This window comes from Massilia sp. Masssp94 (genome assembly GCF_059491305.1).
This window is the reverse complement of sequence record NZ_CP168501.1, coordinates 4657717-4683664: the sequence shown is the minus strand read 5'-3', so window position 1 is coordinate 4683664 and position 25948 is coordinate 4657717. Positions and strand designations below refer to the sequence as shown.

The 25948-nt window shown below is 65.6% G+C and carries 23 protein-coding genes; 17 read left to right on the top strand and 6 right to left on the bottom strand.

The annotated features are described in order from the left end of the window. Positions 1–131: 131 nt before the first annotated feature. Positions 132–830: a response regulator gene (locus ACEN9G_RS20680; protein ID WP_413340960.1), complete on the top strand. Its 699-nt coding sequence runs from the start codon at positions 132–134 to the stop codon at positions 828–830. A 2-nt stretch (positions 831–832) separates the two neighbouring features. After that, a complete protein-coding gene (locus tag ACEN9G_RS20675) occupies positions 833–2287 on the top strand; it encodes a sensor histidine kinase (protein ID WP_413340962.1) in 1455 nt (484 codons plus the stop codon). On the opposite strand, the gene ACEN9G_RS20670 is transcribed toward ACEN9G_RS20675, so the two are convergent. The 4 genes from ACEN9G_RS20670 to ACEN9G_RS20655 form a co-directional block, all read right to left on the bottom strand. After that, the gene (locus ACEN9G_RS20670; RefSeq protein ID WP_413340964.1) at positions 2265–3614 is read right to left on the bottom strand and encodes a sigma-54-dependent transcriptional regulator; all 1350 of its coding nucleotides are present in this window, start codon (positions 3612–3614) and stop codon (positions 2265–2267) included. The genes ACEN9G_RS20675 and ACEN9G_RS20670 overlap by 23 nt on opposite strands. 10 nt (positions 3615–3624) lie before the next feature. Further along, positions 3625–5487 (bottom strand): sensor histidine kinase, encoded by a 1863-nt coding sequence (locus ACEN9G_RS20665; RefSeq protein WP_483126901.1) that lies wholly within the window; start codon positions 5485–5487, stop codon positions 3625–3627. A gap of 29 nt (positions 5488–5516) precedes the next feature. Beyond that, entirely contained in the window at positions 5517–6476 is a 960-nt protein-coding gene (locus tag ACEN9G_RS20660) for a porin (RefSeq protein WP_495605565.1), read from the bottom strand. A 77-nt stretch (positions 6477–6553) separates the two neighbouring features. Next, positions 6554–7825, bottom strand: a complete 1272-nt coding sequence (locus ACEN9G_RS20655; protein WP_413342815.1) for a dicarboxylate/amino acid:cation symporter — start codon at positions 7823–7825, stop codon at positions 6554–6556. 301 nt (positions 7826–8126) lie between these two features. On the opposite strand from ACEN9G_RS20655, the gene ACEN9G_RS20650 reads away from it, so the two are divergent. From ACEN9G_RS20650 to ACEN9G_RS20630, 5 genes are all read left to right on the top strand, one after another. Beyond that, a complete protein-coding gene (locus ACEN9G_RS20650; RefSeq protein ID WP_413342817.1) occupies positions 8127–9068 on the top strand; it encodes a LysR substrate-binding domain-containing protein in 942 nt (313 codons plus the stop codon). Between the two features lie 83 nt (positions 9069–9151). Further along, positions 9152–9415 (top strand): helix-turn-helix domain-containing protein, encoded by a 264-nt coding sequence (locus ACEN9G_RS20645; RefSeq protein WP_413342819.1) that lies wholly within the window; start codon positions 9152–9154, stop codon positions 9413–9415. Between the two features lie 2 nt (positions 9416–9417). Continuing rightward, the gene (locus tag ACEN9G_RS20640) at positions 9418–10764 is read left to right on the top strand and encodes a type II toxin-antitoxin system HipA family toxin (protein WP_413342821.1); all 1347 of its coding nucleotides are present in this window, start codon (positions 9418–9420) and stop codon (positions 10762–10764) included. Between the two features lie 223 nt (positions 10765–10987). Continuing rightward, the gene (locus tag ACEN9G_RS20635; protein WP_483126899.1) at positions 10988–12271 is read left to right on the top strand and encodes a Glu/Leu/Phe/Val family dehydrogenase; all 1284 of its coding nucleotides are present in this window, start codon (positions 10988–10990) and stop codon (positions 12269–12271) included. 257 nt (positions 12272–12528) lie between these two features. Further along, positions 12529–12741, top strand: coding sequence for a hypothetical protein (locus ACEN9G_RS20630; protein ID WP_413339284.1), 213 nt, complete (start codon positions 12529–12531; stop codon positions 12739–12741). Between the two features lie 59 nt (positions 12742–12800). On the opposite strand, the gene ACEN9G_RS20625 is transcribed toward ACEN9G_RS20630, so the two are convergent. After that, a complete protein-coding gene (locus ACEN9G_RS20625) occupies positions 12801–14120 on the bottom strand; it encodes a homoserine dehydrogenase (protein ID WP_413339286.1) in 1320 nt (439 codons plus the stop codon). 29 nt (positions 14121–14149) lie between these two features. Then, entirely contained in the window at positions 14150–15376 is a 1227-nt protein-coding gene (locus tag ACEN9G_RS20620) for a pyridoxal phosphate-dependent aminotransferase (RefSeq protein WP_056136773.1), read from the bottom strand. A 188-nt stretch (positions 15377–15564) separates the two neighbouring features. Between ACEN9G_RS20620 and ACEN9G_RS20615 the strand changes: the two genes are divergently transcribed. From ACEN9G_RS20615 to ACEN9G_RS20570, 10 genes are all read left to right on the top strand, one after another. Further along, positions 15565–15954: an Mth938-like domain-containing protein gene (locus ACEN9G_RS20615; protein ID WP_413339288.1), complete on the top strand. Its 390-nt coding sequence runs from the start codon at positions 15565–15567 to the stop codon at positions 15952–15954. After that, the gene (locus ACEN9G_RS20610; RefSeq protein ID WP_413339290.1) at positions 15951–17618 is read left to right on the top strand and encodes a glycosyltransferase family 39 protein; all 1668 of its coding nucleotides are present in this window, start codon (positions 15951–15953) and stop codon (positions 17616–17618) included. Before ACEN9G_RS20615 ends, ACEN9G_RS20610 begins: the two co-directional genes overlap by 4 nt. Before the next feature lie 9 nt (positions 17619–17627). Beyond that, a complete protein-coding gene (locus tag ACEN9G_RS20605) occupies positions 17628–18002 on the top strand; it encodes a DMT family transporter (protein ID WP_413339292.1) in 375 nt (124 codons plus the stop codon). 76 nt (positions 18003–18078) lie between these two features. Then, positions 18079–19218, top strand: a complete 1140-nt coding sequence (locus ACEN9G_RS20600) for a DegT/DnrJ/EryC1/StrS family aminotransferase (protein ID WP_413339293.1) — start codon at positions 18079–18081, stop codon at positions 19216–19218. Positions 19219–19229: 11 nt separating this feature from the next. Next, a complete protein-coding gene (locus ACEN9G_RS20595) occupies positions 19230–20213 on the top strand; it encodes a glycosyltransferase (protein WP_413339294.1) in 984 nt (327 codons plus the stop codon). Between the two features lie 141 nt (positions 20214–20354). Continuing rightward, positions 20355–21272: a formyltransferase gene (locus ACEN9G_RS20590; protein ID WP_413339296.1), complete on the top strand. Its 918-nt coding sequence runs from the start codon at positions 20355–20357 to the stop codon at positions 21270–21272. Between the two features lie 22 nt (positions 21273–21294). Continuing rightward, complete coding sequence (locus ACEN9G_RS20585) at positions 21295–22335, top strand: bifunctional UDP-4-keto-pentose/UDP-xylose synthase (RefSeq protein ID WP_413339297.1); 1041 nt, start codon at positions 21295–21297, stop codon at positions 22333–22335. 9 nt (positions 22336–22344) lie between these two features. Then, positions 22345–23286 (top strand): polysaccharide deacetylase family protein, encoded by a 942-nt coding sequence (locus ACEN9G_RS20580; RefSeq protein WP_413339299.1) that lies wholly within the window; start codon positions 22345–22347, stop codon positions 23284–23286. 36 nt (positions 23287–23322) lie between these two features. Continuing rightward, entirely contained in the window at positions 23323–23820 is a 498-nt protein-coding gene (locus ACEN9G_RS20575) for a peroxiredoxin (RefSeq protein WP_413339301.1), read from the top strand. A 222-nt stretch (positions 23821–24042) separates the two neighbouring features. After that, positions 24043–25860, top strand: a complete 1818-nt coding sequence (locus ACEN9G_RS20570; RefSeq protein ID WP_413339303.1) for a PhoH family protein — start codon at positions 24043–24045, stop codon at positions 25858–25860. The last annotated feature ends 88 nt before the right edge of the window (positions 25861–25948 follow it).

The window sequence follows — 25948 nt, the reverse complement described above, 5'->3', positions numbered from 1 at the left end:
TGCCGCTTCGTGAGATCAAGGATAGGTCCGCCAACCTTTCAATCAGCTTTCACTGAACCTTTCAATGTCGGGTGTTGTGGAAATCACTTACCCATGAAGACACGGCGCGTTCCGTGGCTTACACTGGCGCGATGCGAATCCTGTTAGTCGAAGACCACGTCGAGCTGTCGCACTGGGTATCCAAAGCCCTGCGCGACGCCAATCTCACCGTCGAATGCGCGGCCACCGGCGCCGACGCCGACGCGCTGTTGCACACCCAGGACTACGCGCTCGTGATCCTGGACCTGACCCTGCCCCGCATGGACGGCCTGGAAGTGCTGCGCCGCCTGCGGGCGCGCGGCGGTACGCGCGGGCGCACGCCCGTGATGATCCTGACGGCGCGCGGCGGCCTGGAAGAACGGGTGCAGGGCCTGAACCTGGGCGCGGACGATTACCTCGCCAAGCCGTTCGAACTGGCCGAACTGGAAGCGCGCGTGAAGGCGCTGCTGCGCCGGAGCGTCGGCAACGAGGCGCTCGTGCACACGTGCGGACAGCTCAGCTTCGACACCGTCGCGCGCATGTTCACCTACTGCGGCGAGCCGCTGGCGCTGACGCCGCGCGAACACGCCGTGCTGGAAGCGCTGATCTCGCGCCCGGGCCGCGCCGTGTCGAAGGAAAAGCTGTTCGACGAAGTGTTCGCGCTGGACGACGACGCCAACCTCGACGCCATCGAACTGTACATCCACCGCGTGCGCAAGAAACTGGACAAGCGCCCGGACGGCGGCGCCGCCATCGCCACCCTGCGCGGCATCGGCTACCTGCTGCAGGAACGGCCGCCGGCCGCGTCCTGAGCATGCGGTTCCCGCCGGCGGCGTCGACGAAGCTGGGCAGCCTGCGCGGCCAGCTGCTGCGCTGGCTGATCGTGCCGCTCGTGATCCTCGTCGCGGCCAACGCCGTGTCGCTGTACCGCGACGCGCTCGACGCCGCCGACATCGCCTACGACCGCTCCCTGCTCGCGTCCACGCGCGCGCTCGCGGAACGCGTCTCGGTCCGCGACGGCAAGGTCGTGGCGGACGTGCCCTACGTGGCGCTGGACAGCTTCGAGACCGACACCCTGGGGCGCATCTACTACCGCGTGGGCGGGCTGCATGGCGAGACGGTGTCCGGCTACGACGACCTGCCGCCCGTCCCGAAGGACACGCCCCGCTCGGAACTGTATCCGGCCCTCGTGCGCTTCTACCACGCCGACTACAACGGCGAGCCGGTGCGCATCGCCGCCCTGCTGCAGCCCGTGTACGACGATTCCATGCGCGGCATCGCCCTGATCCAGGTGGGCGAGACGCTGGACGCGCGGCGCGCGCTGTCGCGGCGCATCCTGCTCAACACCCTGCTGCGCCAGGCGCTGCTCGTGCTGGCCGTGGCGACGCTCGTGTGGTTCGCCGTGCGCCTCGTGCTGCAGCCGCTGATGCGGCTGAAACAGGTCGTGGAGACGCGCGCGATCTCCGACCTGTCCGACGTCGACGAAGCCCTCGTGCACCGCGAAGTGCGGCCGCTGGTCGCCGCGATGAACGGGACGATGGCGCGCATGCAGAACCTGATCGCGAGCCAGCGCCGCTTCATCGCCGACGCTTCGCACCAGCTGCGCACGCCGCTGACGGTGCTCAAGACACAGGCCGAGCTGGCGCTGCGCGAAAACGATCCGGCCGCGATGCAGGCCATCGTGCGCTCGATCGCGGCGACGACCGATTCGACCGTGCACCTCGCGAACCGCCTGCTGACGCTCGCGCGCATCGAGCACGGCGGCGCGAACGCGGCGCTCGCGCCGGTGGCGCTGTCCGAGGTGGCGCGCCAGGTGGGACTGGAACTGGCGCTGCCGGCCGTCCAGAAAGGCATCGACCTCGCGCTGGAAGCGGAAGACGACGGCGCCACGACCATCGACGGCCAGGCGCTGCTGCTGCACGAACTGGCGAGCAACCTGGTCGACAACGCGATCCGCTACACGCCGCCGGGCGGCACGGTGCTGCTGCGCGTGCGGCGGCTGATCGGCGTCGTCGTGCTCGACGTGCAGGACAGCGGGCCGGGGCTCGATCCGGCCGAATACGACAAGGTGTTCATGCCCTTCTACCGGGCGCAGGCGACGCTGGAGAGCAATCCGGGCGGCACGGGGCTGGGCCTCGCCATCGTGCGCGACATCGCCACGGTGCATGGGGCGACGCTCGAGCTGGCCAAGGCCGAAAGCGGGCGCGGATTGAAGGTCAGCGTGACCTTCCCCGCGCCCGCGATGGTCAACGATAATCGTCCGGCGTAAGCCCGTACTTCTGCATCTTGTAGTACAGCGTCTGCTTGGGCACCCCGAGCGCCGCGGCGACGTCCACGACGCTCCCCGCCGCCCGGCGCAATTCCTGTTCGATGACGGCGCGCTCGAACGCGCCCACCTGGTCCGCGAGCGGCACCGCCGCCGCCGTGCGCGCGGTCAGCAGGCCGTCCGCGCCACTGGACAGGCCCAGCACGAAGCGCTCCGCGATGTTGCGCAGCTCGCGCACGTTGCCGGGCCAGTCGTGCGCCATCAGCGATTGCATCAGCGGCCCCGGCACCGTGGGCGCGGCGCGCTTGTAGCGGGCCGCCGCGCCCAGCATGAAGTGTTCGAACAACAAGGGGATGTCCTCGCGCCGCTCGCGCAGCGGCGGCAGGTTCAGCACGATCAGGTTCAGGCGGTAGTACAGGTCGCTGCGGAATTTCTGCTGGTCGGACCATTCCTTCAGGTCGACCTTCGACGCCGCGATGACGCGCACGTCCACCGGCACCGGGTGGTTGGAACCGAGCCGCTCGACGTAGCGCTCCTGCAGCACGCGCAGCATCTTGACCTGCAGCGACAGCGGCAGGCTCTCGATCTCGTCGAGGAACAGCGAGCCCTTGTCGGCGTGCTCGATCTTGCCGACCTGGCGCTTGGTCGCGCCCGTGAACGCGCCCGGTTCGTGGCCGAACACTTCGCTTTCGAAGATGTTTTCCGGGATCGCGCCGCAATTCAGGGCGACGAAGTGATGCGCGCGGCGGCGGCTGAACTGGTGCAGGCAGCGCGCCACCATCTCCTTGCCGGTGCCCGTCTCGCCGTAGATCAGCACGTCGGCCGATTCGTCGGCCAGGTCCAGGATCAGGCGGCGCAGGTTGCGCATCGGGGCCGAATCGCCCAGCAGCATCGCCTCGATGCCCTCGCCGTTCGCGATGCGGTGGCGCAGCGTCTCGACTTCCAGGATCAGGCGCCGCGTCTCCAGCGCGCGCTGCACCGCCTCGACCAGCTGCTCCGACGAATACGGCTTGGGGATGAAATCGTAGGCACCGCCGCGCATCGCGCCGACGGCCATCGAGATGTCGCCGTGGCCCGTCACGAGGATCACCGGCAGCTGCGCGTCGATGCCCTTGACGGCGGCCATCAGCTCGATGCCGCCCATGCCGGGCAGGCGCACGTCGCTGACGACGACGCCGGCGAAACCGGGTCTTATTTGCGCCAGCGCCGGCTCGGCGGCGTCGAACGCCTCGACCTGGAAACCGGCGAGATCGAGCGCCTGCGCACTGCCCGCGCGGACGATGGCGTCGTCTTCGACGAGCAGCACTTTCATGGATTCGTATGTAGACATGGTAGCTATCCTACTCCGCCCGGGGCAGATCGATGATGAACCGGGCACCGCCCTCGGGTGGCGACTCGGCCCGCAGCCGGCCGCCGGACTCGCGTACGATCTGCTCGGAGATCGCGAGCCCGAGGCCCAGCCCTTTGCCCTGCGGCTTGGTGGTAAAGAAGGGTTCGAACAGGTGCGCGCGGACATCCTCCGGGATGCCGGGACCGCTGTCAGTCACGGAGATCAGGACGCGCGCGCCCTCGCGCCCCGCTTCGACGACGAGCTGGCGCGAGACACTCCCCGCCATCTCCATCGCGTCGAGCGCGTTGCTGAACAGGTTGACGAGGACTTGCTGCAGCCGGTTGCTGTCGCACAGCGCGTACAGGTCGCGCGGATGGGTCGCCATGCGGAATCCTACACGTTCCTGCGCGATGCGGCGCTCGACGAGGAACAGCGCCGCGGTGACGGCATCCGCCACCGGCACGGCGCTCGGCCGCGTGTCGGACTTGCGCGCGAACTGGCGCAGCTGCCCGGTCAGTTGGCCCATCCGCTCGACCAGTTGCGAGATGGTCGCGAGGTTCGCGGAGGCATCGGCGTGGCGGCCGCGCTCGATCAGCACGCGGGCATTGTCCGCCATCGTGCGCAGCGCCGTCAGCGGCTGGTTCAGTTCATGCGTGATGCCGGCGGAGAGCTGCCCGAGCACGGCCATCTTGCCCGCCTGGACCAATTCGCTCTGTGCCTTGCGCAACTGCTCTTCGGCCTGGCGGCGCACGGCGTTCTCGTCGCGCAGCTCGCGCGTGATCTGCTCCAGGCTCGCGGTGCGGTCGGCCACCAGGTTTTCCAGCTGGTCGTACGCGCGCTGCAGATCCTCGCGCGCCCGCTGGCGCTGCCGGCCCAGGCGGTGGCGCTGGCGCGCATACAGCACGAGCATGACCGCCAGCGCTTCCGACAGCACCGCCAGCAGCGCCGCCGCGCGCGCGCTCGCGCGGGCCGGCGCGAGGTCGGACAGGTACACCATCTGCCAGTTGCGCGTCACCAGCCCGCGCGACTGGCTCAGCATGGGCCCCGTGGCCGGCGGCGGCCCGGTGACGATGCGCGCGCGGGCGTCGAGCGCGCGCACCTCGCGCAGGCCCAGCGGCGTGAGCGCATGCGAGAAATACTGGCGCGACTGTTCCAGTTCCTGCCGCGCGGCCGGCGTCAGCGGCGCGAGCGTCCGGTATTTCCATTCGGGCACCGAACTCAGGAACACGACGCCATGCGGATCGGTGAGCAAGGCCCTGCCGCCGGCCTCCGCCCAACTCGCCTCCAGGCTCTCGATGTTGACCTTGACGGTCGCCACGCCCAGCATGCGGCCCTCGTGATAAATGCCGCGGGCAAAGTAATAGCCGGGCTCGCCGCGGGTCGTGCCGACCCCGTAGAAACCGCCCGGCATGCCCCGCAGGGCCTCGCGTATGTACGGCCGGAACGCGATGTAGTCGCCGACGTAGCTGTCGGGCGCGCGCCAGTTGCTGGCGGCCTGCGTCACGCCCTTCAGGTTGACGATGTAGATGCTGGTCGACCCGGCCAGGCGGTTGACGCGCTCCAGGTAGATGTTCACGTCCCGGCGCAACGCCTCGTCGTCCGGCTGGCGCAGCAGCGCGATGACGTCCTTGTTCAATTCGAACGTGCCGGGCAGGAAATCGTACTTGGACAGCAGGTGTTCGAGGCCTGCCGCGTACGTGTCCAGCCGCTGCGCGCCGGACAGCCGCAGCCGGTCGATCGCGGCATCCTCGGCATAACGGTAGGCCACGGCCGCCAGCGCCGCGCACACCAGCAGCAGCATGAGCGACAGCCCCAGCCGCCGCGGCCAGCGGCCGATATGCTGCGGGTTGACGGTGGATGCGGCTGCGGGCATGGCGGTCCTGGAATGTTTACGTTGTGCGATTAAAACACATGACGCACGCCCAGGTTGATGCCCGTGGTGCCGGTGCCGGCGTTCGTGGCGTCGCCGACCGTGTACGCGGCGCCGTCGCGGTTGACGATATGGCCATACGCCGCGTACAGGTCGGTGCGGCGCGACAGGCTGTACTCGTAGCCGATCGCGGCCTGGCGCGCGTGGGCGTCGCGGCCTGAATCGTCGCGGTGGACGATCACCGAGGCCAGCACCCTGCCCGCGGCGCCGGCCCGCACGGCCACGCCCAGCAGCGCGTCGCGGCTGGCATGCCCCAGGACGTTGCGGTTGCGCGCGAAGGCCGCGTGCGCGGTCACGGTGCCGAAGCGGTAGCGGCCCACCACCATCGTGTTGCGGTCGTGCGCGGCGCCCGTCGCATCGTTTTGCCGGTGATGCGTCAGCGCCAGCGTCAGCGGACCCGCTTCGTACGTGGCCGACGCGTCGAAGGTGCGGTTCTTCGCGGCATCGCCGGCCACCTCGCCCGCGCCGACCAGCACGTCGGCGGACAAGCCGTTCCACTTCGGCGACTGGTACTCGACCGAGTTGTCGACCCGGCCGAGTCCGGGGAGGATGTTCTGCGCATTGCCCGCGAGGCCCGTGCAGAACGGGTCGACGATGTCGCGCATGACCTTGTAGTACGGCGCGTACTGGCGGCCCAGGCTGATCGTGCCGGCCGCGCCGGACAGGCCCACGTACGCCTGGCGGCCGAACAGCAGCCCGCCCTGCGCGGCCTTGCCGGTGTCGATGTTGTAGCCGTTTTCCACCACGAAGACGGCGCTCAGGCCGTCGCCGAGATCTTCCTTGCCCTTGAAGCCCAGCCGCGAGCCGGACGCCACGCCGCTGCCGATGTTCTGCGACGAACCGGCGGCGCCGCCGCGGTCCAGCACGATGCCGGCGTCGGCGACGCCGTAGACTTTAACGAACGATTGCGCCTGCGCGCAGGTGGCAAGCATGGCGAGCGCGCACGCGCCGGCGCCAGCGATATGACGATATTTCAATGAAGTCTCCGTTGATTTGATTTGTTATGTGGTCAGCCGACTTGCGCGACGACGGGTGCGACCTGTTGCGGTTTTTCTTCCAGCGCGCCTTCCCAGTTGGCGACGACGGCCGTGGCGACGGCGTTGCCGACGGCATTGGTGGCCGAGCGGCCCATGTCGAGGAACTGGTCGATGCCCATCAGGAGCAGCAGGCCCGCTTCGGGGATGTGGAACTGGTTCAGCGTGGCGGCGATGACGACCAGCGACGCGCGCGGCACGCCGGCCATGCCCTTGGAGGTCAGCATCAGCAGCAGCAGCATGGTGATCTGCGTGCCCAGCGACAGGTCGATGCCGTACGCCTGCGTGATGAACAGCACGGCGAAGGTGCAGTACATCATCGAGCCGTCCAGGTTGAACGAATACCCCATCGGCAGCACGAAGCTGGAGATCTTGCGCTGCACGCCGAACTGGTCGAGCGCCAGCAGCAGCTTCGGATACGCGGCTTCCGAGCTGGCGGTGGAAAACGCGAGCAGGAACGGTTCGCGGATCAGCGCCAGCAGGTGCAGCACGCGCTTGCCGATGAACAGCGAGCCGCCCAGGATCAGCAGCACCCACAGCGTCAGGAGACCGAGGTAGAAGCCGCCCATGAACTTCGCGAACGTGAGGAGGATGCCCAGGCCGTTGGTGGTGATGATGGAGGCCATCGCCGCGAACACGGCCAGCGGCGCCATGTTCATGATCACGCCGGTAATGCGCAGCATCACCTGCGCCAGCTGGTCGATCACGGCGGTGAGACCGGCGGCCGACTGGCCCAGCGCGCCCAGCGCGGCGCCGAAGAACAGCGCGAACACGAGCACCTGCAGGATCTCGTTGTTGGCCATCGCCTCGATCGGCGACTTCGGCACCAGGTGGGCGACAAAGTCCTTCAAGGTGAACGCGGCGGTCTTCAGGCCCGTGGCCGCGTCGACCGGCGGCAGCGGCAGGTTCAGGTGCGCGCCCAACTGCATCACGTTCGACAGCAACATGCCCAGGCTCAGCGAGACCAGCGACGCGATCACGAACCAGGCCATGGCCTTCATGCCGATGCGGCCCGCGGCGCGGCCGTCGCCCATGTGCGCGATGCCGACCGTCAGCGTCGAGAACACGAGCAGCGAGATGATCATCTTGATCAACCGGAGGAACACGTCGGTGACGATGGAAATGTGGGCGGCGATGTCGGCGCTGATCGTCTTGTCGGCGACGGTTTCATGCAGGCCGTAGCCGACCGCGGCGCCCAGCACCATCGCGATCAGGATGTACAGGGTCAGGGGACGCTTCTTTTTCACTTTGATCTCCAAGAATCGCGGCGTTTCTTGGCGCCGCGTGTTGTCGTGACCCGGCGGGAACCGGGTGCGACCACAACAGCAAGCCGCATGCCAGAGAGATCTTTGAAATATTTACGTCGTAAACGCCTGATTACAAATGTGTTTTATTTTGGAAACTGAAGTTTGCGAGCCCGGAGCATCCAACTTTCGGGACGCCCTTGGCGGGGGCTGTATGAATAATTGGAAAGGCTCCGCAAGGCCCTGTATGCCGGGCCGGGAATGGCCTTACAATGCCGCGATATTCAACAGTGCAGGACGCGGCATGGAAACCAAATGGCTGGAAGATTTCATTTCACTGGTCGAGACCAAGAACTTCAGCCGCTCCGCGCAGCTGCGGCACGTGACGCAGCCCGCGTTCTCGCGCCGCATCCGCTCGCTGGAAAACTGGCTCGGCACGGACCTGATCGACCGTACCACGTTCCCCACCCGCGTCACGCCGGCCGGCATGATCTTCTACGAACAGGCGCTGGAAATGCTCGGGCAGATCAACGGCGTGCGCGAGATGTTGCGCAACAACCGCGTCACGGCGACGAAGACGATCGACCTGGCCGTCCCGCACACCTTGTCGCTCACGTTCGTGCCGAAGTGGCTCGCCGCGCTGGAACGCGACTTCGCGTCGATCAACAGCCGCCTCATCGCGCTCAACGTCCATGACGCGGTGCTGCAGCTCGTCGAGGGCGGGTGCGACCTGCTGCTGTGCTACCACCATCCGCGCCAGCCGGTGCAGGTCGATCCGGGCCGCTACGACATGCTGCTGATGGGCCGCGAAGCGTTGTGCGCGTACGCGCGCTGCGGCGCGGACGGTCACCCGGAATACCGCCTGCCCGGCCGCAAGGACGCGCCGCTGCCGTTCCTCTCCTACACGACGAACGCCTACCTCGGACGGATGGTGGACCTGATCCTCGCGGACGCGAAGCCCGGCCTGCACTTCGACAAACGCTACGAGACCGACATGGCGGAAGGCCTCAAGATGATGGCGCTCGATGGCCATGGCATCGCGTTCCTGCCCGAATCGGCGGTCACGCGCGAGGTCGCGCAGGGGCAGCTGGCGCGGGCCAGCGAGCCGGGTCAGTGGGAGATCGAGATGGAGATCCGGCTGTATCGGGAACGGCCGTCCGATGCGCGGCCGGGCAAGCAGATCGTCGCGGATCTGTGGGAGTACCTCGTCGCGGAGCAGTCTGCGATTTATCCGAATATCGAATAAAATCGCTTTATTCGATATTCAGATATATTGACTTTATCTGCTAATCAGATAAACTCGACATATCTGAATATCGGATATTGCCTATGTCCTTCGCGCCCGACTACCACACGCTCTCTACGGCATCCCACCTCGGCCAGCTCCTCAAGGCCACGCGCAAACGGCATAAAATCACGCAGGCTGAGCTGGCTGGCTATGTCGGGGTCAGCCAGAACCGTATCTCGCACCTCGAGAATCACCCCGAGGAACTCAGCGTCAAACAGCTGCTCAGCTGGTGCTCGGCACTAAAGCTGGAGCTCAAACTCGGCGAGAGGGATACGTCGGCGGCCAGCAACTCGGCGGAGTGGTAATCATGGGGCGTCGCTCGCACAACCAAACCCTCAATCTCTGGGCCAACGGAGAATATGTCGGCCGCTGGACGGTCAATGCTGCCGGAAACTCGGAGCTGCAGTACGATGCCGGCTGGTGCGCCTCCCCGCGCGGCCGCCCTATCTCGCTGTCGCTACCCTTCAACCTGCACAATGAGCCGCTGAAGGGGGCCCGGGTCTCCCACTACTTCGACGGCCTGCTGCCCGACAGCGATTCGATCCGCAGACGGGTTGCGGCCCGGTTCAAGACAGGCTCCATTGACGCGTTCGACCTGCTGGCCGCCATCGGCCGGGACTGCGTTGGCGCCCTGCAGCTGCTGCCGGATGGCGCCCAGCCGGAGGGCGTTGACCACGTGGACGGCACTGTCGTCGATGACGAAGCCATCGAGCGCCACCTTCTGGATGTGGTGAACCCAGACCAGCGCGGCGGCCCGCAGGCCCCAGACGACGACTTCCGGATTTCTCTGGCTGGCGCGCAAGAGAAGGACGCGTTCCTGTGGTGGGATGGCAAATGGATGAAGCCGCGCGGCGCCACGCCGACGACGCACATCTTCAAGCTTCCAATCGGGCTCGTCGGCGGCCGCAAAGCTGACTTCTCGACCTCGGTCGACAACGAGTGGCTCTGCCTACGACTGTTCAAGGAATTCGGCCTGCCGACGGCGAACGCCGAGATTGCTACCTTCGGCAAGCAGCGTGTCCTCGTCGTCGAGCGCTTCGACCGGGTGCGCTCGGCCAGCGGTCAGCACCTGTTCCGGCTCGTCCAGGAAGACTTCTGCCAGGCCACCGGCGTGTCGCCCCTGGTGAAGTATGAGAATGAAGGTGGCCCGGGCCTGAAGCAAATTTTCACGCTGGCCCAGCAGTCGCAGCAGGCCAAAGAGGACATGCGCACGCTGATGGCGTCGCAGCTGCTGTTCTGGATGCTGCGCGCGCCGGACGGCCACGCCAAGAACTTCAGTATCCAGCTGCTGGCCGGCACGGGCCGCTTCAAGCTGACGCCCATCTATGATGTGATGTCGGCCTACCCCGTCATGGGCCCAGGCCCGAACCAGTGGTCGGAACACGAAGTCAAAATGGCGATGGCCCTTCTCGGCAAGAACCGGCACTACCTGGCGCGCGACATCCAACGAAGGCACTTCAACAGCACCGCGAAAAAGGTCGGCTACGGCGATAACGCGGAGCCGCTGCTCCAGGAGTTCATCGCGCGCACGCCGGACGTCGTGGAGAAGGTCCGTGGTGAGCTTCCGGACGGCTTCTCGGCCGCAGTAGCGGACAAGGTTCTGGATGGCGTGCTGGCTTCGGCGCACGCGCTGGAAGCAATGCCGCCAAGCTAAGAACACCCAACAAACGAACATCGAGTGTCCATGCCATTCAGCGCCATTCCGTAAGCGCGATCACGACAATGCTCTCGACCGCGACAACCGCTGTCGGCCCGCACGAATAGCGCAAACACAGCCATGCTTTTTGCGCATGACCGCATGCGCAAGCAGCATTGGCCAGTCTCCGGCCGCCCATCCTATGATGGGCTCAGCCTTGAACCACACACGGAGACCTGCCATGAGCCACGACTACATCCCTTCCTACCTGAACCCGAACGACCTCGGCCCGTGGGGCCAGTACCTGCAACAGGTCGACCGCGTCGCCCCGCACCTGGGCAGCCTGTCGCGCTGGATCGAAACGCTGAAGCGTCCGAAGCGCATCCTGACCGTCGACGTCCCGATCGAACGCGACGACGGCACCATTGCGCATTACGAGGGCTACCGCGTCCAGCACAACCTGTCGCGCGGTCCGGGCAAGGGCGGCGTGCGCTTCCACCAGGACGTGACGCTGTCGGAGGTGATGGCGCTGTCGGCCTGGATGTCGGTGAAGAACGCGGCCGTCAACGTGCCGTACGGCGGGGCCAAAGGCGGCGTCCGCGTCGATCCGTCCACCCTGTCGAAGGGCGAGCTGCAGCGCCTCACGCGCCGCTATACGAGCGAAATCAGCATGCTGATCGGCCCGACGAAGGACATCCCCGCGCCGGACGTGAACACCAACGAACAGGTCATGGCCTGGATGATGGATTCGTACGCCATGATCGAAGGGAACCTGTCGACGGGCGTCGTGACGGGCAAGCCGGTCTCGCTGGGCGGCTCGCTGGGACGCCGTGAAGCGACGGGCCGCGGCGTGTTCGTCGTCGGGCAGGAAGCCGCGGCGCGGCGCGGTGTGGCGCTGGCCGGCGCGCGCATCGCCATCCAGGGCTTCGGCAACGTCGGCGGCACCGCGGCCACCATCTTCGCGGGTGCCGGCGCGAAGATCGTCGCCGTGCAGGACCACACGGGCACCATCGTGCGCGAAGGCGGCCTCGATGTCGCGCAACTGCACAAGCACGTGGCCGAAGCGGGCGGCGTGAAGGGCTTCCCCGGTGCGGACGCGACGCTGGACCGCGACGCGTTCTGGGACATCGAGTCCGACATCCTGATCCCGGCAGCCCTGGAGCGGCAGATCACGGCGGACGTCGCAACGGGACTCAAGACGAAGATCATCCTGGAAGGCGCGAACGGCCCCACGACGCCGGAAGCCGACGACATCCTCGCCGACAAGGACGTCCTCGTCGTGCCGGACGTGCTGGCCAACGCGGGCGGCGTCACCGTGTCGTACTTCGAATGGGTCCAGGATTTCTCGAGCTTCTTCTGGACGGAGGACGAGATCAATGCCCGCCTCACCCGCATCATGCAGAGCGCGTTCGGCGCCGTGTGGGACGTCGCGCAGGAGAAGAAGGTGAGCCTGCGCACCGCGACGTTCATCGTGGCCTGCACGCGCATCCTGCAGGCGCGTGAAGTGCGCGGCCTGTACCCGTGACACTGTAGGATGGGCGACCTTCGCCCACGCGTGACGCATGCGTCATGCAAACGTCCGCGTGGGCACGGCGTGCCCACCCTGCGAATCGCGTGGCGCGCCTGTCAGTACGACGCCACGCGACTTCAAAAAATCCATTTTTCACCGCACATTGCGCGCAGATAAGCATGCGTTGCAGCACATTCTCACATCGTTGAGCGAACGCATACATGCATTCGCACACCATTTCTTGTGCGCCGCAGCACAGGTAAGATGTGGAGATGAAAACGACCGACTTCCCTCCCCCATCTCCCGGCGCGGATGACGCGCTGTTCGACCACATCGAGCGCCGCCTGCTGGCGCTCACCACCGCCCCGCTGCACGCGCCCACACAGGTGGAGCGCCGTTGCGTGGACGAATTCGCCGACGGATTCCTCGGCCACATCGGCCTGTCCCCGATCCCGCTCGCGCGGCGCTGGCGCACCGCACCATGAGACGTAAAAAAAGCCGCACACCGTTCGCACGGCGGCGGCTTCGATTCGAGCGGGGACGATCAGCCCAGGCTCTCCAGGCGGATGCGCACCACCTTGCCGACGGTCGTCGCCAGGCTCTCGATCTTGGCGATCGCGGCGTTGACGTATTTTTCGCGGGTCTGGTGGGTGATGATGACGATGTCCGTGCGCGCCTTCTCGCCCGGCTCCTTCTGCAGCACGGCGTCGATCGAGATGCCGGCGTCGGCCAGGATGCGGGTCAGGTCGGCCATCACGCCCAGCTGGTCCTGCACGGTCACGCGCAGGTAGTAGCTGGTGCGGATTTCTTCCATCGGCAGGATCGGCACGTCGGCCAGTTCCGTCGGCTGGAACGCCAGGTGCGGCACGCGCGAATACGGGTCGGCGGTCGCCAGGCGGGTCACGTCGATCAGGTCGGCGATGACGGCGGAGGCGGTCGGCTCGGCGCCGGCGCCCTTGCCGTAGTACAGCGTCGCGCCGACGGCGTCGGCCTGCACGAGCACGGCGTTCATCGCGCCTTCGACGTTCGCGATCAGGCGCGCGCCCGGCACGAGGGTCGGGTGCACGCGCAGTTCGATACCCTCTTTACCGTCGACCGTCGTGCGGCGCGTGATGCCCAGCAGCTTGATGCGGTAGCCCAGTTGTTCGGCGTAGCGCAGGTCCACGGCCTGCAGCTGGCTGATGCCCTCGATGTGGGCGCTGCCGAACTGCACGGGGATGCCGAAGGCGATGGCGGACATGATGGTCAGCTTGTGCGCCGCGTCCACGCCTTCGATGTCGAAGGTCGGATCCGCTTCCGCATAGCCCAGTTCCTGCGCCTGCTTCAGCACGGTGTTGAAGTCCAGGCCCTTGTCGCGCATCTCGGACAGGATGAAGTTCGTCGTGCCGTTGATGATGCCGGCGACGGATTCGATGCGGTTGGCCGACAGGCCTTCGCGCAGCGCCTTGATGATCGGGATGCCGCCGGCGACGGCCGCTTCGAACGCCACCATCACGCCCTTGGCCTGGGCCGCCTCGAAGATTTCGTTGCCGTGCAGCGCCAGCAGCGCCTTGTTGGCGGTGACCACGTGCTTGCCGTTGGCGATCGCCTGCAGCACCAGTTCGCGCGTCAGGTCATAGCCGCCGATCAGTTCGACGACGATGTCGATATCCGGATTGTTCACGACGGCGTACGGGTCGGCGACGACCTCCACTTCGCTGCCGACGATACGCTTGGCACGTTCGAGGTTACGGACGGCGACCATCGCAACCTCGATGCCGCGGCCGGCGCGGCGGCGGATCTCTTCCTGGTTGCGTTGGAGGACGTGGTAGGTGCCTGCACCGACGGTGCCGAGGCCGAGCAAGCCTGCTTTGATGGGTTTCATATGAATATACTGTCTGCTGTCTGTCGTTCTCAGCGCGCGTGACGGCGCCGGTAGCCGTCGAGGAAGCGGGCGATACGGCCGCACGCATCCGTCAGGTCGTCGGAATTGGGGAGGAAGACCAGGCGGAAATGGTCCGGCGTCTTCCAGTTGAAGCCAGTGCCTTGCACCAGCAGGACTTTTTCCTCGGACAACAGCTCACAGATAAATTGCTGGTCATCGGCGATCGGGTAGATCTTCGGGTCGAGGCGTGGGAACATGTACAGCGCCGCTTTTGGCTTGACGCAGGTAACGCCCGGAATATCGGTCAGGAGTTGGTGAGCCAGGTCGCGCTGGCGTGCGAGGCGGCCGCCGGGGGCCACGAGGTGCGCAATGCTTTGGTGGCCGCCGAGCGCAGTCTGGATCGCGAACTGGCCCGGCGCGTTGGCGCACAGGCGCATCGACGCCAGCATGTTCAGGCCTTCGATATAGTCTTTCGCATGGCGTTTTTCGCCGGAGAGGACCATCCAGCCGGCACGGTAGCCGCACGAACGGTAGTTCTTCGACAGGCCGTTCAGCGTAACGAACAGGACGTCGTCGGCCAGCGAGGCGAGCGACACGTGCTCCTCGCCGTCGTACAGCGTCTTGTCGTAGATTTCGTCGGCGTAGACGATCAGCTGGTGCTGGCGCGCCAGTTCGACGATTTCCAGCAGCACGTCGCGCGAATACAGCGCGCCGGTCGGGTTGTTCGGGTTGATGACGACGATCGCCCGCGTGTTCGGCGTGATCTTCTTGCGCATGTCGTCGATGTCGGGCAGCCAGCCGGCCTGCTCGTCGCAGACATAGTGCACGGGATTGCCGCCGGCCAGGCTGACGGCCGCCGTCCACAGCGGGTAATCCGGCGCCGGGACGAGGACTTCGTCGCCGCTGTTCAGCAGGCCCTGCATCGCCATCACGATCAGTTCGGAGGCGCCGTTGCCCAGGTAGATGTCGTCGATGCCGACGCCGCGGATATTCTTTTCCTGGGTGTAATGCATGATCGCTTTGCGCGGTGCAAACATGCCCTTCGAATCCGTGTAGCCGGCCGAGTTCTGCATGTTGAGGATCATGTCGCGCACGATCTCATCCGGCGGATCGAAACCGAACACGGCCAGGTTGCCGATGTTCAGCTTGATGATCTTGTGGCCGTCTTCCTCCATCTGGCGCGCGATCTGCAGCGCCGGGCCACGGATCTCGTAGCAGACGTCGTCGAGCTTGTTGGATTTCAGAATCGGTCGCAAAATATCACCTTGGAAATAAATGGCTGCGGAAGATGCCTGTTAAGCAGCCTGATCTGTAGCGCGTTGTTGCAATGCGAAAAATTCCATTCTGCCCAATTGGCGGGGATTAAGCAACCGCCCATTGCTGGGACGTACTGGAAACCAGTTACAATACGCGCCCTGTGCCTGTCATTCCCCGGCTTGCCATCATGAAGCTCCATTCCAGCAGCACCGAAAAATACCAGACGGTCACCGGCTACGACCGGGCCGGCGTCGAGATCAACGCCCAGCGCTTCGACTACAGCGTGCTCGTGATGCCCGAAGTGGCACCGCGCGCGTGGCCCGTCACGCGCTTCGAGGACCTGAAAGCCGAGCATTTCGAGGCGATCGCGGCCGACAAGCCGGACGTCGTCATCCTCGGCACGGGCGAGCGCCAGCGCTTCGTGCATCCGCGCCTCGTCACGAGCCTGTCCAGCCAGCGCATCGGCGTCGAAAGCATGGACAGCCACGCCGCCTGCCGCACCTACAACATCCTGATGGGCGAAGGCCGCAAGGTGACGCTGGCGCTGATCATCGAAGGCGACGCGAAGGCCGCATGAACGACCTGCACCGGAATAAAACCCTCACCTGGACCCTGCTGATCGTCTTTGCCGCCGTCCTGCTGTATGCACTGGGCGCGCGCACGCTCGTGCCGCCGGATGAAGGCCGCTACGCCGAGATGGCGCGCGAGATGTTCGCCAGCGGCGACTGGATCACGACGCGCCTGAACGGCATCAAGTATTTCGAAAAGCCCCCGCTGCAGACGTGGATGAACGCCCTGTCGTTCACCCTGTTCGGCCTCGGCGACTGGCAGGCGCGCCTGTGGACGGGCTTGTGCGGCCTGCTGGGCGTCGTCCTGACGGGCGTCGCGGGCACCCGCGTGTTCGGCGCGCGCATCGGCTTCTACGCCGCGCTGGTCCTCGGCTCCTCGTTCTACTGGGTCGCGTGCAGCCAGATCGATTCGCTCGACATGGGCCTGTCCGGCATGATGACTGTGGCCCTGTGCGCCCTCCTCATCGCCCAGCGCGACGATGCTTCCGGGTCCGAGCGCCGCAACTGGATGCTCGTGTGCTGGGCCGGCATGGCGCTGTCCGTGCTGTCCAAGGGCCTGATCGGCCTCGTGCTGCCGGGCGGCGTGCTCGTGTTCTACACGATCTTCTCGCGCGACTGGGCCATCTGGAAGCGCCTGCACATCGTGAAAGGCCTGATCCTGTTCTTCCTGATCGCCACGCCGTGGTTCGTGCTGGTCGGGCTGAAGAATCCGGAGCAGCCGCACTTCTTCTTCGTCCACGAACACTTCGACCGCTTCCTCAAGAAGGAACACCACCGCGAAGCGGCGTGGTACATCTTCTTCGTGCTGCTGGCCGCCGGCAGCGTGCCGTGGGTCGGCGTGCTGGTGCAAAGCCTGATTGGTGCCGCCCGCCGCGACGGCGAGACGACCAAATTCCGTCCACGCCTGATGCTGCTCGTGTGGGTGGCGTTCATCACGTTGTTCTTCACCAAGTCGAATTCCAAGCTGCCCGGCTACATCCTGCCCGTGTTCCCCGCCGTCGCGCTGCTGGTGGCGGTCTACCTGGACGCCGGCACGCGCCGCGGCCGCATGGTCACGGCCGCCCTGACGGCGCTGCTGGGCGTGGGCTTCCTCGTCACCGTCCCGTTCATGCTGAAGTTCGCCAAGCATGCGGGCGAGGACGTGCTGTACGCGGCCTATCAGCCGTGGGTGCTGGCGGCGGGCCTCGTGCTGCTGATCGGCGGCTGCCTTGCCCTGCTGTACGCGCGCCAGATGCTGCGCGACCTGTTCGTCGTCGTGCTGGCCATTGCCGGTTTCGCCGGCACGCAGCTGCTGCTCGTCGGCTTCGAGCCGATCGGCCAGGTGCGCGCTGGCGTCAACCTGCTGCCCGCGCTGAAGGCCGCCGGCGCCGCGAATCCTGCCGTGAAAGTCTATTCGGTCGGGATCTACGAGCAGTCGCTGACCTTCTACCTCGGCCGTCCCGTGACGCTCGTCGATTACCGCGACGAGTTCGACTTCGGCCTCCAGCAGCAACCGGAACTCGCGATCCCGACGATTCCCGAGTTCGTCGCCCGCTGGCGCACGGATGCGGCCGCCGGCGTGCGCAACGTGGCGATCATCCGTCCGGAGATCGCCGCGGACCTGCAGCGCCAGGGCGTCCCGCTGCGCATCGTGGCGGCGGACGCGCGCCGTACCGTCATCGCGAATTTTTGATACTCCCGAATGAACCTCACCACCTTTGCCTTCATCATCTCCGGCGTGATCCTGAACGCCTGTGCCCAGCTGCTGCTGAAAGCGGGCACGAACGCCATCGGCGGCGCCATCCATCTCACCATGAGCAACTGGTTCGAGACCTTCGTCAAGGTCGTGACCCAGCTGCCGATCCTGGGCGGGCTGGCGTGCTACGCCATCTCGCTGGTCGTGTGGATCATCGGCCTGTCGCGCACGGACGTGACGATCGCGTATCCGATGCTGTCGCTGGGCTATGTCGTGTCCGCGTTCGGCGCCTGGATGTTCCTGGGCGAGGTGGTGTCGCCGCAGCGCCTGGCGGCCATCGGCGTCATCGTCATCGGCGTCGTGTTGCTGGCAAGAACCTAATTTAGCGTCGGACAGGGCGCTGTTACAATGCCAGCTTTGTCCGCATACATCTTTACAAGAGAATAACGAGCTTTCCATGACTGCCGAGCTGCCCTTTCTGCCCTTTTCCCGGCCCACCATCGACGAAGAGACCATCGCCGCCGTCGGCGAAGTGCTGCGCTCCGGCTGGATCACGACCGGTCCGAAAAACCAGGCATTCGAGGCCCTGCTGTCGGAATACTTCGGCGGCCGTCCGGTCCGCACCTTCAATTCCGGCACCTGCACGATGGAGATCGCGCTGCGCATCGCCGGCATCAAGCCGGGCGATGAAGTGATCACGACGCCGGTCTCGTGGCCGGCCACCGCCAACGTGATCATCGAAGTGGGCGCGACCCCGGTCTTCGCCGACATCGATCCGGTCACGCGCAACATGGACCTGGACAAGCTGGAAGCCGCGATCACCCCGCGCACGAAGGCCATCATCCCCGTGTATCTCTCCGGCCTGCCGCTGGACATGGACCGCCTGTACGCGATCGCGCACAAGCACAACCTGCGCGTCGTCGAGGATGCCGCGCAGGCCATCGGCTCGCTGTGGAACGGCAAGCGCATCGGCTCGTTCGGCGACTTCGCGTCGTTCAGCTTCCAGGCCAACAAGAACATCACGACCGGCGAAGGCGGTTGCCTCGTGCTGAACAACCTCGAGGAAGCGCGCCTGGCCGAGAAGTACCGCCTGCAGGGCGTGACGCGCAGCGGCGTGGACGGCATCGACGTCGACGTCCTGGGCGGCAAGTACAACATGAGCGACATCATGGCCACCATCGGCCTGGGCCAGATGAAGAACCTGGAGACGCTGACGGCGCACCGCGCCGCGCTGGCGCGCCATTACTTCGACTGCTTCGGCCCCGATTTCGAAACGCAGACCGGCGCCCAGCTGCCGATCCAGGCCTTCGGCACGAGCAACTGGCACCTGTTCCAGATCATCCTGCCGGACAACGGCCCCGGCACGCGCGCCGACTTCATGACCCGCATGCAGAAGGAACACAACGTCGGCACCGGCTACCATTACGCGCCGATCCACCTGTTCACGCTGTACCGCGAGCGCGGCTTCAAGGAAGGGATGTTCCCCGTCGCCGAGAAGATCGGCCGCCTGACCGTCACGCTGCCGATGTTCAATGCAATGACCATCGCCGACGTGGAACGCGCCGTGAAGGCCGTCAAAGCGGTGCTCGCAAAATGACGGCGGTGGCGATGAAACCGGAAGTCTCGGTCGTCATTCCGGTCTATAACGAGGAAGCGGGCCTGGCGAATCTGTTCGCGCGCCTGTACCCGGCGATGGATGCGCTGGGTATCGTGTACGAAGTCGTCTTCGTCAACGACGGCAGCCGCGACAACTCGGTGGCGATCCTGGCCGAGCAGTACCGCAAGCGCCCGGACGTCACGCGCGTCGTCCTCTTCAACGGCAATTACGGCCAGCACATGGCGATCCTCGCGGGCTTCGAACAGACGCGCGGCCAGATCGTCATCACGCTCGATGCCGACCTGCAGAATCCGCCGGAAGAAATCCACAAGCTGATCGCCAAGATGCGCGAGGGCTACGACTACGTGGGCTCGATCCGCCGCAAGCGCCAGGATTCGGCATGGCGCACGGTGGCTTCGAAGGCGATGAACCGGGTGCGCGAGCGCATCACGAACATCCACATCACGGACCAGGGCAACATGCTGCGCGCGTACGGCCGCAACGTGATCGACCTCGTCAACCAGTGCGGCGAAGTGAACACCTTCGTGCCGGCGCTCGCGTACAAGTTCGCGCGCAAGCCGACGGAGATCGTCGTCGAGCACGAGGAACGCGCGGCCGGCGAATCGAAGTATTCGCTGTACAGCCTCATTCGCCTGAATTTCGACCTGATGACGGGCTTCTCGCTCGTGCCGCTGCAGATGTTCTCGCTGCTGGGCATGACCCTGTCGCTGCTGTCGGCGCTGCTGGTGGTGGTGCTCATCTTCCGCCGCTTCCTGCTGGGCGCCGAGGCGGAAGGCGTGTTCACGCTGTTCGCGATCGCGTTCTTCTTCATGGGCGTGATCCTGTTCGGCATCGGCCTCGTGGGCGAATACGTGGGCCGCATCTACCAGCAGGTGCGCGCACGGCCGCGCTACGTCGTCGCCACGATCCTGGAGGGCGTGCCGCCGGACCTGGCGGAACTCGGCGGGATCGAGAAGCGGCAGGTCGCGCGCTGAGTATCTGGCCGCGGCCATAAAATCGTCGTTCCCGCGAAAGCGGGAACCCATGCTGAACATCAGAAATCCGCTCAGCATGGATCCCCGCTTCCGCGGGGATGACGGTGTTTTGCATGCTCATCCCAAATTGACTCGAACACTATGACCCAACCCCGCAAACGCGCAGTCGTCTTCGCCTACCACAACGTGGGCGTGCGCTGCCTGAAGGTGCTGCTGGCCGGCGGCGTCGACGTCGCCCTGGTCATCACGCACCAGGACAGCGCCACCGAAAACATCTGGTTCGAATCCGTCCTCTCGCTGTGCGAGACCGAAGGCATCCCCTACCTCACGCCCAGTGATGCGAAAGGCGCCGACCTGGTCGCGGCCATCCAGGCAGCCCAGCCGGACCTGATGTTCAGCTTCTACTTCCGCCACATGCTGCCGCAGGCGATCCTCGACATCGCCCCCGCGTACAACATGCACGGCTCGCTGCTGCCGGCGTTCCGGGGCCGCGCGCCCACCAACTGGGCCGTGCTGCACGGCGCCACCGAGACGGGTGCCACGCTGCACGAGATGACGGTGAAACCGGACGCCGGCGCCATCGTCGCCCAGCAGGCCGTGCCGATCCTGCCCGACGACACCGCGTTCGAAGTGTTCGGCAAGGTGACGGTCGCCGCGGAGCTGGCGCTGTACCACGTGCTGCCGGACCTGCTGGCCGGCACCGCGCCGCGCACGCCCAACGACCTGACGAAAGGCGGCTACTTCGGCGGCCGCAAGCCGGAAGACGGCCGCATCGACTGGACCAAACCGGCGCAGGACGTGTACAACCTGCACCGCGCCGTCGCCCCGCCCTACCCCGGCGCCTTCACGGACGTCGGGCCGCGCCGCTACGTCATCGAACGCGCCCGATTACAGAACGGTAATGTTCAGGGCCTCTCGCCGGGCCTTGCGGTCGTCGATAATGCCATCCTCGGCGTCTGCGGCGACGGCCGCGCGCTGGTCATCCACAGCCTGCTGGCCGACGGCCTGCGCATCTCCCCTGCCGAACTGCGGGCACAACTCGCAGAAGACCAGGCCTGAACAAGCATCCAGGAAAACCCACATGAAAAAAGTCCTCATCCTCGGCGTCAACGGCTTCATCGGCCACCACCTGTCCAAGCGCATCCTCGAGACGACCGACTGGGAAGTCTACGGCATGGACATGGCGTCCGATCGCATCGCGCACCTACTGGACAATCCGCGCATGCACTTCTTCGAAGGCGACATCACGATCAACACGGAATGGGTCGAGTACCACGTCAAGAAATGCGACGTGATCCTGCCGCTGGTCGCCATCGCGACGCCGTCGACCTATGTGAAGGAGCCGCTGAAAGTCTTCGAACTGGACTTCGAGGCGAACCTGCCGATCGTCCGCTCGGCCGCGAAATATAAAAAACACCTGATCTTCCCGTCGACGTCGGAAGTCTACGGCATGAGCCGCGACGCCGAATTCGATCCGGAGAACTCGGAACTGGTCTACGGCCCGATCAACAAGCCGCGCTGGATCTACGCCTGCGCGAAGCAGCTGATGGACCGCGTGATCTGGGGCTACGGCATGGAAGGCCTGAACTTCACGCTGTTCCGCCCGTTCAACTGGATCGGCGCCGGCCTCGACTCCATCCACACGCCGAAGGAAGGTTCGTCGCGCGTGCTGACGCAGTTCTTCGGCCACATCGTGCGCGGCGAGACCATCCAGCTCGTCGACGGCGGCCACCAGAAGCGCGCCTTCACGTACATCGACGACGGCATCTCGGCGCTCATGAAGATCATCGAGAACAAGGATGGCCGCGCCACCGGCCAGATCTACAACATCGGCAACCCGGTCAACAATTATTCGATCCGCGAACTGGCCGACATGATGATGAAGCTCGCGGCCGAGTACCCGGAATACGCGGCCGGCGCGCAGAAAGTGCAGATCGTCGAGACCAGCTCGGGCGCCTACTACGGCACCGGCTACCAGGACGTGCAGAACCGCGTGCCGAAGATCGAGAACACGAAGAACGACCTCGGTTGGGCACCGGCCGTGACGATGGCGGACGCACTGCGCCACATCTTCGACGCCTACCGCGGCCAGGTCGCGACGGCCCAGGCCCTCGTCGATTAAGGACACACCTTGGCACCGCTGCTCGTCCTCAAGATCGACGTCGACACCTACCGCGGCACGCGCGAAGGCGTGCCGAATCTCGTGCGCATGCTGAACAAGCACGGGGCCGGCGCGACGTTCCTGTTTTCGCTGGGCCCCGACCACACGGGATGGGCGATGCGGCGCGCGCTGCGTCCCGGCTTTTTCCAGAAGGTGTCGCGCACGTCCGTGGTTGAACACTACGGCGTCAGGACGCTGATGTACGGCGTGCTGCTGCCCGGCCCGGACATCGGGGCGAAGGCGGCGGCCGAGATGCGCGCCGCGCGCGACGCCGGCTTCGAATGCGGCATCCACACGTGGGACCACGTCCGGTGGCAGGACAACGTGCGCGGCCGCGATGCCGCGTGGACGGACCGCATGATGAAGAAGAGCGAGCAGCGCTATACGCAAGTGTTCGGCGCGCCGCCGCACACGCACGGCGCGGCGGGCTGGCAGATGAACCAGCATGCGTTCGCGCGCCACGATGCTTGTGGCTACCGCTACGCGTCGGACGGCCGTGCCCAGTTGCGCGACGATGGCGCGCTGGCCGATCCGCAGTTCGGCCCGTACCGCTACCGGGGCCTGTCGCACATCCAGATGCCCACCACCTTGCCCACGCTGGACGAGCTGCTGGGCCGCGAGATCGACGGCACCGTCATCGACGAGAACAATATCGCCGCCCACCTCCTGAAGCTGACGGCGGTTCCGCAACGCGACCACGTATATACCTTGCACGCGGAGCTTGAAGGACAGAAACTCGCCCCCATATTCGAGCAGCTGTTGTCAGGTTGGAAAGCCCAGGGCTACCGACTTGCCTCGATGGCGGACTATTATGAGAAGATAAAAGACGACCCGCTGCCCGAGCATCCGGTCCAGTGGGGCGAGTTACCGGGACGATCGGGCGAACTGATCATCCTCGACAAGACCATGTAAGCACGCGGTGCCAGGCCCGCGAGACAGGAGATTACCGTGGCCGAAAGCCCAACCGCAGCACCCGCAACCGCAGACGGCGCCGCCGCGCCCTTGGCGAATTTCAGCGCGCCGATGACCGGCGACCGGACTTTTCAACTGAACGGCCGCCCGGCGCGCTACACGGTGCTGTACTTCTATCCCAAAGACAATACCCCCGGTTGCACGACGGAAGCGATGAACTTCCGCGACCGCTACGACGAATTCAAGGCGCTGGACACCGACGTCTACGGCATCAGCCGCGATTCCCTGCGCTCGCACGAAAATTTCAAGGCCAAACTGGGCCTGCCCTTCGAACTGATTTCCGATCCGGACGAAGCCGTGTGCACCCAGTTCGACGTCATGAAGATGAAGAATATGTACGGCAAAAAAGTGCGGGGGGTCGAGCGCAGTACGTTTGTCATTGACGCTGACGGCAAGTTGGTGAAAGAATGGCGTGGCGTGAAAGTCAATGATCACGTGGATGAAGTGCTGGAATTCCTGAAAAGCCAGCCTTGAAGAGCGGGCTGGCGATGGTTATCAAAAACCTTTAGCCGAGCGTACGCCTATTTTGAGTCACTGTTTTACCTCACCGCATCATTCCAATCTGGCTGCCGGCCAGGGCCCCCGTCCGGGCTTCGCCGGCGCCTCGCAGCTCCCCCCAGTTGCATCTGTCTGCCCGACGGCGCGCGCGTGCCGTGCGGAGCGTTTTTCCGACTTCTTTTCTGGATTGAGAACCTGATGCCACTGCCTAAACTCCCCACCAAGCCGGCAACCATTCTGCTGGCCAAGGATTATCCGAGGGCCGAACCGGGCAAGACGCCTGTGCGCGCAACCGCGAAAGCGGAAAACGACCCTGTCGAAGACCTGATCAGCGGCCCGGCCGTACCCGCCCCCAAGGCGACGAAGCCGCGCAAGTCGAAGGCCGCCCTGCTGGCCGAGGCGCCCGCGCGCGAAGACACGCCCCCGCAAGCACCGCCAACGCCACCCATGCCAGCCCGCGGCGAAAAGCCCGCGAAGCCCGGCAAGGCGAAGGCCGAAGGCGCCGGTGCCAAGCTGCGCGAGACCGACATGAACGAACCGCATCCGGCCAAGCACAAGCCGGTCGAGGTCAACGTCAAGTCGCAAGCGAGCCGCAAGGCCGACACGTCGGGCACCACGAAGGTGTTCGTGCTCGACACCAACGTGCTGATGCACGACCCGACCTCGCTGTTCCGCTTCGAGGAACACGACGTCTACCTGCCGATGATGACGCTGGAAGAACTCGACAACCACAAGAAGGGGATGTCGGAGGTCGCGCGCAACGCACGCCAGGTCTCGCGCACGCTGGACGCGCTGATCGCCAACGTCGACGACGACGCCATCGAGACCGGCATCCCGCTGGCCAAGCTGGGCAACAAGGATGCGAAGGGCCGCCTGCACTTCCAGACGCGCCTGAACGGCGCCGCCCTGCCCGAGGGACTCCCGTCCGGCAAGGCCGACAACCAGATCCTCGGTGTCGTGCGCGCGCTGGAAACGGAGCAGCCGGGCCGCGCGATCGTGCTGGTGTCGAAGGACATCAACATGCGCATCAAGGCGCGTGCGCTGGGCCTGGCCGCCGAAGACTACTTCAACGACCACGTGCTGGAAGACACCGACCTGCTGTACTCGGGCATCGTCCAGCTGCCGGACGACTTCTGGACGAAGCACGGCAAGGGCGTCGAATCGTGGCAGGAGATCAAGGGCGGCTACTCGTCCACGTTCTACCGCATCACGGGCCCCTTGATCCCGACCCTGCTCGTCAACCAGTTCGTGTACCTGGAACCGAAGAACGGCGAAGCGCCGCTGTACGCCCAGGTCAAGCAGATCAACGGCAAGACCGCCGTGCTGCAGACCCTGCGCGACTATTCCAGCAACAAGAACAACGTGTGGGGCATCACGGCGCGCAACCGCGAGCAGAACTTCGCGCTGAACCTCCTGATGAATCCGGAAATCGACTTCGTCTCGCTGCTCGGCCAGGCCGGTACCGGCAAGACGCTGCTGGCACTGGCCGCCGGTCTCGCGCAGGTGCTGGAGACGAAGGTCTACAACGAGATCATCGTCACCCGCGTGACCGTGCCCGTCGGCGAAGACATCGGCTTCCTGCCCGGCACCGAGGAAGAAAAGATGTCGCCGTGGATGGGCGCCTTCGACGACAACCTGGAAGTGCTGATGAAGGGCGACGGCGACGCCGGCGACTGGGGCCGCGCGGCGACGCAGGACCTGATCCGTTCGCGCATCAAGATCAAGTCGCTGAACTTCATGCGCGGCCGCACGTTCGTGAACAAATTCCTCATCATCGACGAGGCGCAGAACCTGACGCCGAAGCAGATGAAGACGCTGGTCACGCGCGCGGGCCCGGGCACGAAGATCCTCTGCCTCGGCAACATCGCGCAGATCGACACGCCTTACCTCACCGAGGGCTCGAGCGGCCTGACGTACGTGGTCGACCGCTTCAAGGGCTGGGGTCACGGCGGCCACGTGACCCTGGCGCGCGGCGAGCGTTCGCGCCTGGCGGATCACGCGAGCGACGTGCTGTAACGTCGGTAGTTCCAAACAAAAAGCCTGTGCATCGGAAGGTGCGCAGGCTTTTTTTTCTCACCGTCGTCCCCGCGAAGGCGCACTGCTG

Coding starts and splice junctions, on each gene's coding strand:
- ACEN9G_RS20680 (WP_413340960.1), top strand. CDS start 132: ATGCGAATCCTGTTAGTCGAAGACCACGTCGAGCTGTCGCACTGGGTA.
- ACEN9G_RS20675 (WP_413340962.1), top strand. CDS start 833: ATGCGGTTCCCGCCGGCGGCGTCGACGAAGCTGGGCAGCCTGCGCGGC.
- ACEN9G_RS20670 (WP_413340964.1), bottom strand. CDS start 3,614: ATGTCTACATACGAATCCATGAAAGTGCTGCTCGTCGAAGACGACGCC.
- ACEN9G_RS20665 (WP_483126901.1), bottom strand. CDS start 5,487: ATGCCCGCAGCCGCATCCACCGTCAACCCGCAGCATATCGGCCGCTGG.
- ACEN9G_RS20660 (WP_495605565.1), bottom strand. CDS start 6,476: ATGCTTGCCACCTGCGCGCAGGCGCAATCGTTCGTTAAAGTCTACGGC.
- ACEN9G_RS20650 (WP_413342817.1), top strand. CDS start 8,127: ATGGAAACCAAATGGCTGGAAGATTTCATTTCACTGGTCGAGACCAAG.
- ACEN9G_RS20645 (WP_413342819.1), top strand. CDS start 9,152: ATGTCCTTCGCGCCCGACTACCACACGCTCTCTACGGCATCCCACCTC.
- ACEN9G_RS20640 (WP_413342821.1), top strand. CDS start 9,418: ATGGGGCGTCGCTCGCACAACCAAACCCTCAATCTCTGGGCCAACGGA.
- ACEN9G_RS20635 (WP_483126899.1), top strand. CDS start 10,988: ATGAGCCACGACTACATCCCTTCCTACCTGAACCCGAACGACCTCGGC.
- ACEN9G_RS20630 (WP_413339284.1), top strand. CDS start 12,529: ATGAAAACGACCGACTTCCCTCCCCCATCTCCCGGCGCGGATGACGCG.
- ACEN9G_RS20625 (WP_413339286.1), bottom strand. CDS start 14,120: ATGAAACCCATCAAAGCAGGCTTGCTCGGCCTCGGCACCGTCGGTGCA.
- ACEN9G_RS20615 (WP_413339288.1), top strand. CDS start 15,565: ATGAAGCTCCATTCCAGCAGCACCGAAAAATACCAGACGGTCACCGGC.
- ACEN9G_RS20610 (WP_413339290.1), top strand. CDS start 15,951: ATGAACGACCTGCACCGGAATAAAACCCTCACCTGGACCCTGCTGATC.
- ACEN9G_RS20605 (WP_413339292.1), top strand. CDS start 17,628: ATGAACCTCACCACCTTTGCCTTCATCATCTCCGGCGTGATCCTGAAC.
- ACEN9G_RS20600 (WP_413339293.1), top strand. CDS start 18,079: ATGACTGCCGAGCTGCCCTTTCTGCCCTTTTCCCGGCCCACCATCGAC.
- ACEN9G_RS20595 (WP_413339294.1), top strand. CDS start 19,230: ATGAAACCGGAAGTCTCGGTCGTCATTCCGGTCTATAACGAGGAAGCG.
- ACEN9G_RS20590 (WP_413339296.1), top strand. CDS start 20,355: ATGACCCAACCCCGCAAACGCGCAGTCGTCTTCGCCTACCACAACGTG.
- ACEN9G_RS20585 (WP_413339297.1), top strand. CDS start 21,295: ATGAAAAAAGTCCTCATCCTCGGCGTCAACGGCTTCATCGGCCACCAC.
- ACEN9G_RS20570 (WP_413339303.1), top strand. CDS start 24,043: ATGCCACTGCCTAAACTCCCCACCAAGCCGGCAACCATTCTGCTGGCC.